We start from the raw sequence: 8,414 nt of genomic DNA on the forward strand, positions 1-8,414 counted from the left end.
CACTCACCGCGAAAAACAGGCCGTTTACAGAACGCTTCCTATAACAGGATATGACAGGTTATGCCCTGCCTATAATAGGTCTTGCATCGACGAGATAAGTTGGATGAGGGGAATGCATAATGGCTCAAATCATCATCGCAACGCACGGCGGGCTCTCCCGCGGCATGCTCGATTCACTCCACATGGTCGCCGGCGGTGCAGCCGACGGCATCGAGACCTACAGCCTCGAGTTCGGCCAGAATCCCAATGACTACTACGAGCAGCTCCGCGAGCGCATCTCTGCATCCGACGAGCAGTTCATCATCATGTGCGACATTAAGGGTGGTAGCGTCCACAACGCCCTGTTCCGCCTCACCGAGTTCCCCAACGTCGTGATCTTCTCCGGCCTCACCATGGGCATGGCGCTCGAGATCGCCCTTACCGCCCGCGACGGCCTCGATGCCGCCGCCGCCGAGCGTGTGCTCGAGGCTGCGCGCGAGGGCGTCACCGTCTGCATGGGCGGGGAGGTCGTCGACGAGGACGAGGACGAGGACTTCTAGCGAGGACCTCCGGGATCGCGGGATGCCCGCACGGCGCCGGCGCCCGCACGCTTCCATACACCGGCAACGCCGCGTGAGCGGCTGAGATGAAAGGAAAACGACATGATCAAGATGCTCCGCGTCGATCACCGTCTGCTCCATGGCCAGGTGGCCGTTTCCTGGAAGAGTGCCCTGGATGTCGATTGCATCCTCGTCGCCAACGACTCCGTGCCCGGCGACGCCCTGCGCAAGAGCGCCATCAAGCTCGCCAAGCCCGCCGACACCAAGCTCGTCATCAAGACCATCGAGGACTCCATTACCGCCATCAACAGCGGCAAGACCGACAAGTACAAGCTCTTCATCGTCGTCGAGTCCATCGCCGATGCCGCTCGCCTCTGCCGTGAGTGCGGCATCAAGCACCTCAACCTGGGCGGCACGAAGGCTACCGCCGAGACCCGCGCGATCTCCAAGGCCATGAACGTCACGCCGGCGGAGGAGGAGACGCTGCGTGCGCTCGTCTCCGAGGGCGTTGACGTCGAGATCCAGATGGTTCCCGACGACTCGGCCGTCAAGGTGGAGCGCGCCCTGTAGGGTATCCCCCACGGTGCCGCCCGGGCTCAGCGAGCCAACACGCCCGGGCGGTCCGCAAACGCGGCGCATGACCGCGAGACGTCCCCGAAAACTAGACATGAGGGGCCCATCGGAGCATGGGCGGGGGATGTCTGCGCCTCAGGCACCGGGCTTGCTTATGCACAAAGGGGTGGCGAGGGGCCGCCTCTTGAGATATGCAGAAAGGAGCACAGATGATCGTCCAAGCCATCCTGCTGGGCCTCGTCGCCATGCTCGGCAACGCTGAGTACCTGCTCGGTACCAGTTGCCTGTCCCGTCCGCTGGTGATGGGAGCACTCACCGGCATCATCATGGGTGACATCCCCACGGGTGTCACGCTCGGTGCCACCCTGGAGCTCGCCTTCATGGGCTCGTTCTCCATCGGCGCGAGCATCCCGCCCGAGATGATCTCCGGTACCGTCCTCGGCACTGCGTTCACCATCTCGACCGGCTCCGGCCTCGAGACCGCGCTCACCATCGGCATCCCCGTGGCCTCCCTCGTCCTCATCGTGAAGAACGTCGGCATGGTCTTCATCCTCCCGCCGTTCGTCCACAAGGCCGACGACTACGCCGCCAAGGGTGATATGGCCGGCGTCGCCCGCATGCACTTCCTGGGCGGCTTCTTCGGCGTCAACCTCATCATCGGCCTGTGCGTCGCCATCGGCTTCTACGCCGGCGGCCCCGCGGTCCAGGCGCTGCTCGACACGATCCCCGAGTGGGTCTCCAACGGCCTGCAGATCACCATGGGCCTGCTGCCCGCCATCGGTTTCGCGCTGCTGCTCAAGATGATCATGAACAAGACGGTCGTCTGCTTCTTCATCGCCGGCTTCGCGCTGTCCACCTACCTTGGCATCCCGACCACCGGCATCGCCATCTTCGGCGCGGTCGTGGCCGTCGTGCTCGCCCAGATCCAGCAGAAGCTGAACGCCCGTCCCGCTCTCGCCACCGAAGGAGGTATGGACGATGACGACGACTTCTAACGACGCCGCGGTCCAGACCGCAGACGAGCGCAAGCTCACCAAAAAGGACCTCAACAGGGTCGCCATCCGCTCGCTCGGCATGGAGTGGGACTGGAACTACGAGCGGCAGATGAACATGGCGTTCTGCTACTCGATGCTCCCGATCATCAAGAAGCTGTATCCCAACAAGGATGATCAGACCGAGGCCATGCAGCGTCACCTCGAGTTCTTCAACACGACGCCGCACATGTCCACGCTCATCCTGGGCATCACCGCCGCCATGGAGGAGCAAAACGCCAACGACCCCGAGTTCGAGACCGAGTCCATCAACAACGTCAAGGTCTCCCTCATGGGCCCCTTGGCGGGCATCGGCGACTCCTTCATCTGGGGTACGCTGCGCATCATCGCCACCGGCGTCGGCGTGAGCCTCGCCGCCCAGGGCAACATCCTGGGACCCATCCTGTTCCTGCTGCTCTTCAACATCCCCGCTCAGGGCCTGCGCTTCTACCTCATGCACGCCGGCTACAAGCTGGGAAGCGGCTTCCTCGCCAAGGTGCAGGAGAGCGGCCTCATGGAGGTCCTCACCTACGGCGCCTCCGTCCTGGGCCTCATGGTCATCGGAGGCATGACCGCCGAGAACGTTGGTATCAACGTGCCGCTCGTGATCGGCTCCGGCGAGACCGCGACCACGCTGGGCGACATCTGCAACACGATCATGCCCGGCCTGCTCCCGCTCGCCTTCACGCTGCTGATGTACTGGCTTGTGAGCAAGAAGAACGTCAAGACCACCACCCTGCTCGTGGCGCTCGTGGTCGTCGGCCTCGTCGGCTCGTTCTTCGGCATCTTGGGCGTGTAGGCCGCGACCGGCCGAGGTATCGCCTGAACGGGGTGCCACGTTGTGACGGAAAGGCGGCTCGCACGGACGGGGAGCCGCGCCCCATCAACATTTGGAGCGGGGCGTCGCACCGTGGGCGTTGCGCCTGCGTGCGGCGCCCCGCTTCCCTAATTTCAAGGAGGGGACATATGGACACGTTGGAAGAGCGCGTATGGTCGATGGGGGACTACGTCGACGAATCTCCCCGCGTGGCGCGCGAGAACCTCGCCCGCGCCGATGAGCTTACCGAACCGCTCGTCGTCTGCTGCGGCGGCCGCGTCCCTGCAAGGATCCGCCTGGTGGCATCTGGCTCGTCGTTCAACGCCTGCCAGTGCGCACTGCCGTTCATGGCGTCGTGCCTTCCTGGCGTCCAGATCGATGTCGTGACGCCGCACCGGTTCACCTATTACGAGCCCGAGGTCCGCGAGGGCGAGCTCGTGGCGGTCGTGACCCAAAGCGGCCTGTCGACCAACGCGCTGGAGGCACTCGACGTCATCCGTGCCCAGGGGGCCCGCGCTGTGTGCCTGACCGGCAACGTGGGGGCCGACGCCCGCGACCATGCCGACGTCATGGTCGATTGGGGGGCGGGCACCGAGCTCGTGGGCTACGTGACGAAGGGCGTGACGACGCTCGCGCTGTTTCTCATGATGTTCGCCGCCCGCCTGGGCGGGCGCCCCGAGCGCATGGCCGACCTCGCGGCGGCGGTGGAGGTCCTGGACGCGGTGCGCGCCTCGACCTACGAGTTCTACCGCGCCCACGAGAAGGCGCTGACGTCGATGCGTCTGAGCTACAGCATCGCCGCCGACGGAGCCCGCGGCGTCGCCCTCGAGGGGGCGCTCAAAATCGGCGAGACGGTGCACGTCCCGAGCCCCGCCTACGAGGTGGAGGAGTTCATCCATGGGCCCAACCTGCAGATCACGCCCGCGTATACCATGTTCTTCTTCGATGCGCCGGATGCCGCTCGTGAGCGCTGCCGCTTGATCTACCGCGCGGCCCGCGAGGTGAGCGACGCCGCGTTCCTGGTGACGAGTGCACAGGCAGCCGAGCCCGCCTCGACTGCGGAGCTCGCCGGCGACCCGAACGTCCTTGTGGCCCCCGAACTTCCCGCTGCCGACCTCGCCTCCTTCGCCTACCTGCCGTTCGTGCAGCTGGTGAGCCATCTGGCGAGCAGCGCGCTCGGCAGCTCGAAGCAGCATCCCCTGCTCAAGCGGTTCAAGGCGATCGCCGCGGCGAAAACCGAGAACTTCGTGAACTACGACGGCGATGACTGATTTTCGGCGGAGAGCCGAAATAACCCCTACAATCATGCAGAGCGGCACGCGCGCATCCACCTGCGCCCCGGGCGGGGAGGATGCTTGGGCGCGTGCCGATTTCACTAACCGGACAGGAGACCCCGCTCATGACCCAGCCCGCCTTTCCCTTCAAGGCCGTCATCTTCGACATGGACGGCGTGATCGTCGATACCGAGAAGTTCTATTTCGACACGCTCGCCGGGATGTTCGACGCCGCCGGCATCGATGTGCCCCGCGAGTCGTTGTGCTCCGCGGTGGGCGCGTCCTTCAAGGACTTCAAGCGCAACCTGGTAGCGTGGTACGCGCTGGGCGGCGAGCAGATCACGGAGGACGAGGGGCTCGAGCGCTATAACGCCTGGGAATCCGCGCATTATCCGGATTTCGCGTCCCTGCTCAACCCCGGGGTGGTCGAGACCGTCGACGAGCTCAAGCGCCGCGGCGTCCGCGTCGCGCTCGCCTCATCCTCGCCCATGGGCAACATCCGCGAGGTCCTCGCCGCATGTGGCCTCGCCGATGCGTTCGAGCTGGTCACGAGTGGCGAACAGTTCCACCAAAGCAAGCCCAATCCCGAGATCTACCTGCACACGCTCGAGAGCCTTGGCCTCATTGCGGACGAGTGCTGTTGCGTGGAGGATTCCGTCCCCGGCATCACCGCGGGCAAGGCGGCCGGCCTCACCGTGGTCGCCAAGCGCGAGGACCGCTTCGGCTTCTCCCAGGAGGCGGCCGACTATACTATCGATTCGATTCCCGACCTGCTCGAGGTCGTTATGCCGCTCGGTCGATAGAGGCTGCGGTTGCCCCGCGCGCGTGGTCGTGTTTGAGAGGAAGTGACGGCGTGGCAGATGAGCCTATGGGCATCCCGCCCAAAGACCGAGCCCAGGAGGGCATCCGGTGGTATATCCACAACGCCGGCCTGACCGGAGGGGACAAGTTGCCCTCTGAGCGTGTGCTTTCCGAGCGCCTCGGTGTCTCGCGCACGGCGCTTCGTGCGGCAATCACCCAACTCATCTCGATGCACGTGCTCGAGAGCAGGCAGGGGTCGGGCACGTACGTGTTGCCGCCTAAGCCCATCAACATCTTCCAGGAAACCCGGAACTTTTCCGATGCCGTCCGCCGCGTGGGTCGTGAGCCCGGCGCCCGCCTTCTCGACGCCCGCGTTGTGGATGCCGATGAGGTGCTTGCGGCCAAGTTCGATCTTGCCGTCGGTTCGCGCGTGTTCGAGGTCCGCCGCGTCCGCTTCGCCGACGACGTTCCCGTCGCCGTGGAGACCTCTTATATCAACTACGCGCTGTGCCCCGGTATCGAGGGGCACGACTTCTCGCGCGAGAGCCTCTACGACGTGCTGGCCCATGAGCACGGGATCCGCGTCGGGCACGGTACGGAGCGCGTCTCCATCGCCCGCGCGACTTCCCAGGAGGCGGAGAGCCTGCTGATCGACGAAGGTGAGCCGGTCTTTTTCGTGCAGGCGCTCGAGCGAACTGCCGCCGGCGTGCCCATGGAGTATCTGAAGGCCGTCTACGTACCGAGCAGGTATCGGTTTGCGAGCAACGGCTGCAAGAACGGCGAGGTTCCCGAGGGGGTGTCGAGCACATGGCTCACGTGGTAGGTCACAACGCGGTGGTGCGAGACGAAGCCGGCGTACGAGACTTCCGCCGCCATGACCTGGAGGTGACCGCCCTCGGGGCTCCATGTGTTTCGCGTCATGCCGGCGAACCCCGATACGTGCAGATTCGCCATGCCATCGAGCACCGCATCGCCGAGGGGGCCTATGCGCCGGGGTCGGCCATCCCCTCGGAGCACGAGCTCGCCGCTGCGTTCTCGACCACGCGCCTGACCGTGCGCAATGCCATCGACGGTCTCGTTGAGCGGGGGCTCATCCGCCGCGTGCAGGGTAAGGGGGCATTCGTTGCCCAGGGCGGCGCGGACTCCGGCTCGCGGGTGAGCGGATTTAGGTCCGCTGCGGGGGCGGCCCGCGAGGTCGCCTCGGTGCGTCAGCTCTCCAAATCGCTGCGTGCCGCCGGGCCGCTATACGCCCATCTCCTCGATATCGATGAGGGCGATGAACTCTACTCCATCCGCCGTCTCAACAGCACTGACGGAACGCCCGTGTCGCTCGAGCAGACGCTCGTCCCCGTCAAGCTGTTTCCGGGCATTGAAGATGTCGATGTATCGGTGTTCAGCCTTTATGAGACGTATGAAATGTGCGGTAGACCCGTTGCCCTTGCACAGGAGAAGCTCGACGTCGTTGCGTTGTCCGCGCGTGATGCAGGGCTGCTCCAGGTTGAGCCGGGGAGCCTCGCCCTATCCCTCGAGTGCGTCAGTTTCGACGCCGATGGCAGGCCCATCGAGCACGCCTATTCATTGACGCCTGCAAACCAGGGTGGATACACCTATCAGTACTAATATACATCGAATGACGGCGGACAGGTGCTCACGCAACCTGTTCGTCGTTGTCTGATTCAGGGGAAATAACCGCTTACGGAGAAGATGTGACCGTTCGCGGGAAACCTTCTGGCATCACCAAAATGGTATGAAAAAGCGTTAAGATGTACTCAACAAGTGGTATTAAAAACTCTCAACTTGGATATGAGAGGCCACGGCGGCGAAGGGAGCCAGCAATGAAGGAGACCGAGAAGATCGAGATCATGCACTTCGACCAGGAGGGCTACCTCGAGGACGGCAGGAACGTCTACGAGGCCGGCAAGAAGATGACCGCCCTGGCCGACCGCGTGCACGAGGAGGGCTACGACGCCGTGTTCCTCATGGGCGTCGGTGGCACCTGGGACGAGTTCATGCAGCTCGAGTACCTCATGAACAAGTTCGGCGACAAGGACCTCGAGGTCTACCTCATCCACGCCGCCGAGTGGAACGTCATGGGCCACAAGCGCATGACCGAGCGCTCCATCGTGCTGACCGCCTCCGAGTCCGGTACTACCCCCGAGGTCCTCGAGGCCATCGGCAAGATGAAGGAGATGGGCGTTCGCGTCTACGCCATGACCAACCCCGAGGGCAAGATCGGCCAGGCCGTGGGTGCCGAGAACTGCGTCATGATGGCCTCCGACCACGGTGCCGGCGGCTGCGAGAAGGGTTACTACCTCGCCGACTGCTTCGGCCTGCGCCTCCTCAACCGTCGCGGCTGCTTCCCCAAGTTCGACCTGTTCATCGAGCAGACCAAGGACATCTGGAAGGACATGCTCGACATCCGCAAGCGCTTCGAGCCCCGCGCCGAGGAGCTCGCCCGCAAGTACGCCCTGGCCGACTACACCATGTTCATCGGCTCCGGCGCGCTGTGGGGCGAGACCATCCTCTACTCCATGTGCCTGCTCGAGGAGATGCAGTGGAAGCGCATCCGCCACATCACCTCGCATGACTTCTTCCATGGCACCCTCGAGCTCCTCGAGCCCGGCGTACCCGTGTTCCTGTTCATGGGCGAGGACGAGTGCCGCGCCCTCGACGAGCGCGTCCGCGCCTTCCTTACCAGCGGCGTGACCGGTGACGAGGATTACGTCATCATCGACACCGCCGAGTACGCGATTCCCGGCCTGGACGACGACTTCCGCGTCATCGTGTCCCCCTGGATCCTCTCCGTGCTCACCACCGACCGCCTCGCCCGCAACTACGAGCTGGTTACCAAGCATAACCTCAAGTACCGTCGTTACTATCACCAGTTCGACTACTAAGAGATCAGTTGCCAAGGACCTGGTTGCTCATGCCTTAGCTGCTGCGGGTTCATCTGCTGCGAGTCCGGCTCTCAGCAGATTGGGAAATGCGGCTTTCATATGGTCAATTCTGGGGTGCCCGCCATGCTGCGGGTGCCCCATTTTCGCTATCTGCTCGGTGTGCTTGTTGAATGAGAGCGTGCGCGGAAATGCGTCGCATGCGGAGGGTTGGAGGGCTGTCAGCCTCTCGTCGTTTCGATATGTATAAAACAAGCAATTATCGCGATATTATCGCATAGAAAAACAGTGCCTCGCGGCTGGCCATCGTGTGGGTTTCCGCAATTGGTCAAAATACCTAAATAATGCGCCCGCACCGTGCGGACGGATTATCAAAAGTGCAGGTCATAAAAATCAGATCGCTGGCATAGCGGGTGGCGACGGCGGTATTGTTCGGTTCGCTCGGAAAAACCGCAGGAATTGCGAACGAGGGTCGTTATGCATGG

The 8,414-nt window shown here is 63.7% G+C and carries 9 protein-coding genes; all 9 read left to right on the forward strand.

The genetic code is table 11. The features are described from left to right. Positions 1-119 precede the first annotated feature (119 nt). The 9 genes from ACT8II_RS07640 to ACT8II_RS07680 all read left to right on the forward strand — a co-directional run bounded on the left by ACT8II_RS07640 (position 120) and on the right by ACT8II_RS07680 (position 7,932). Complete coding sequence (locus ACT8II_RS07640; protein WP_294122917.1) at positions 120-539, forward strand: PTS sugar transporter subunit IIA; 420 nt, start codon at positions 120-122, stop codon at positions 537-539. 102 nt (positions 540-641) lie between these two features. Continuing rightward, complete coding sequence (locus ACT8II_RS07645) at positions 642-1,109, forward strand: PTS sugar transporter subunit IIB (protein WP_294122914.1); 468 nt, start codon at positions 642-644, stop codon at positions 1,107-1,109. 212 nt (positions 1,110-1,321) lie between these two features. Next, positions 1,322-2,107 carry a PTS mannose/fructose/sorbose/N-acetylgalactosamine transporter subunit IIC gene (locus ACT8II_RS07650; protein WP_294159044.1) on the forward strand — a complete coding sequence of 262 codons (786 nt, stop codon included), beginning with the start codon at positions 1,322-1,324 and terminating at the stop codon, positions 2,105-2,107. Next, on the forward strand, positions 2,091-2,942 hold the full coding sequence (locus ACT8II_RS07655) for a PTS system mannose/fructose/sorbose family transporter subunit IID (RefSeq protein WP_118653185.1): 852 nt from the start codon (positions 2,091-2,093) through the stop codon (positions 2,940-2,942). The genes ACT8II_RS07650 and ACT8II_RS07655 overlap by 17 nt, the downstream gene beginning before the upstream one ends. 167 nt (positions 2,943-3,109) lie before the next feature. Then, positions 3,110-4,231 (forward strand): SIS domain-containing protein, encoded by a 1,122-nt coding sequence (locus ACT8II_RS07660; RefSeq protein ID WP_294159042.1) that lies wholly within the window; start codon positions 3,110-3,112, stop codon positions 4,229-4,231. A gap of 128 nt (positions 4,232-4,359) precedes the next feature. Further along, entirely contained in the window at positions 4,360-5,037 is a 678-nt protein-coding gene (locus ACT8II_RS07665; RefSeq protein ID WP_118653189.1) for an HAD family hydrolase, read from the forward strand. A gap of 50 nt (positions 5,038-5,087) precedes the next feature. Further along, positions 5,088-5,858 carry a GntR family transcriptional regulator gene (locus ACT8II_RS07670; RefSeq protein ID WP_233546074.1) on the forward strand — a complete coding sequence of 257 codons (771 nt, stop codon included), beginning with the start codon at positions 5,088-5,090 and terminating at the stop codon, positions 5,856-5,858. Next, positions 5,843-6,655 (forward strand): GntR family transcriptional regulator, encoded by an 813-nt coding sequence (locus tag ACT8II_RS07675; protein ID WP_443813623.1) that lies wholly within the window; start codon positions 5,843-5,845, stop codon positions 6,653-6,655. Before ACT8II_RS07670 ends, ACT8II_RS07675 begins: the two co-directional genes overlap by 16 nt. Before the next feature lie 215 nt (positions 6,656-6,870). After that, a complete protein-coding gene (locus ACT8II_RS07680) occupies positions 6,871-7,932 on the forward strand; it encodes an SIS domain-containing protein (RefSeq protein ID WP_118653195.1) in 1,062 nt (353 codons plus the stop codon). The last annotated feature ends 482 nt before the right edge of the window (positions 7,933-8,414 follow it).

This window comes from Collinsella sp., from assembly GCF_052346665.1.
Lineage (GTDB): Bacteria > Actinomycetota > Coriobacteriia > Coriobacteriales > Coriobacteriaceae > Collinsella.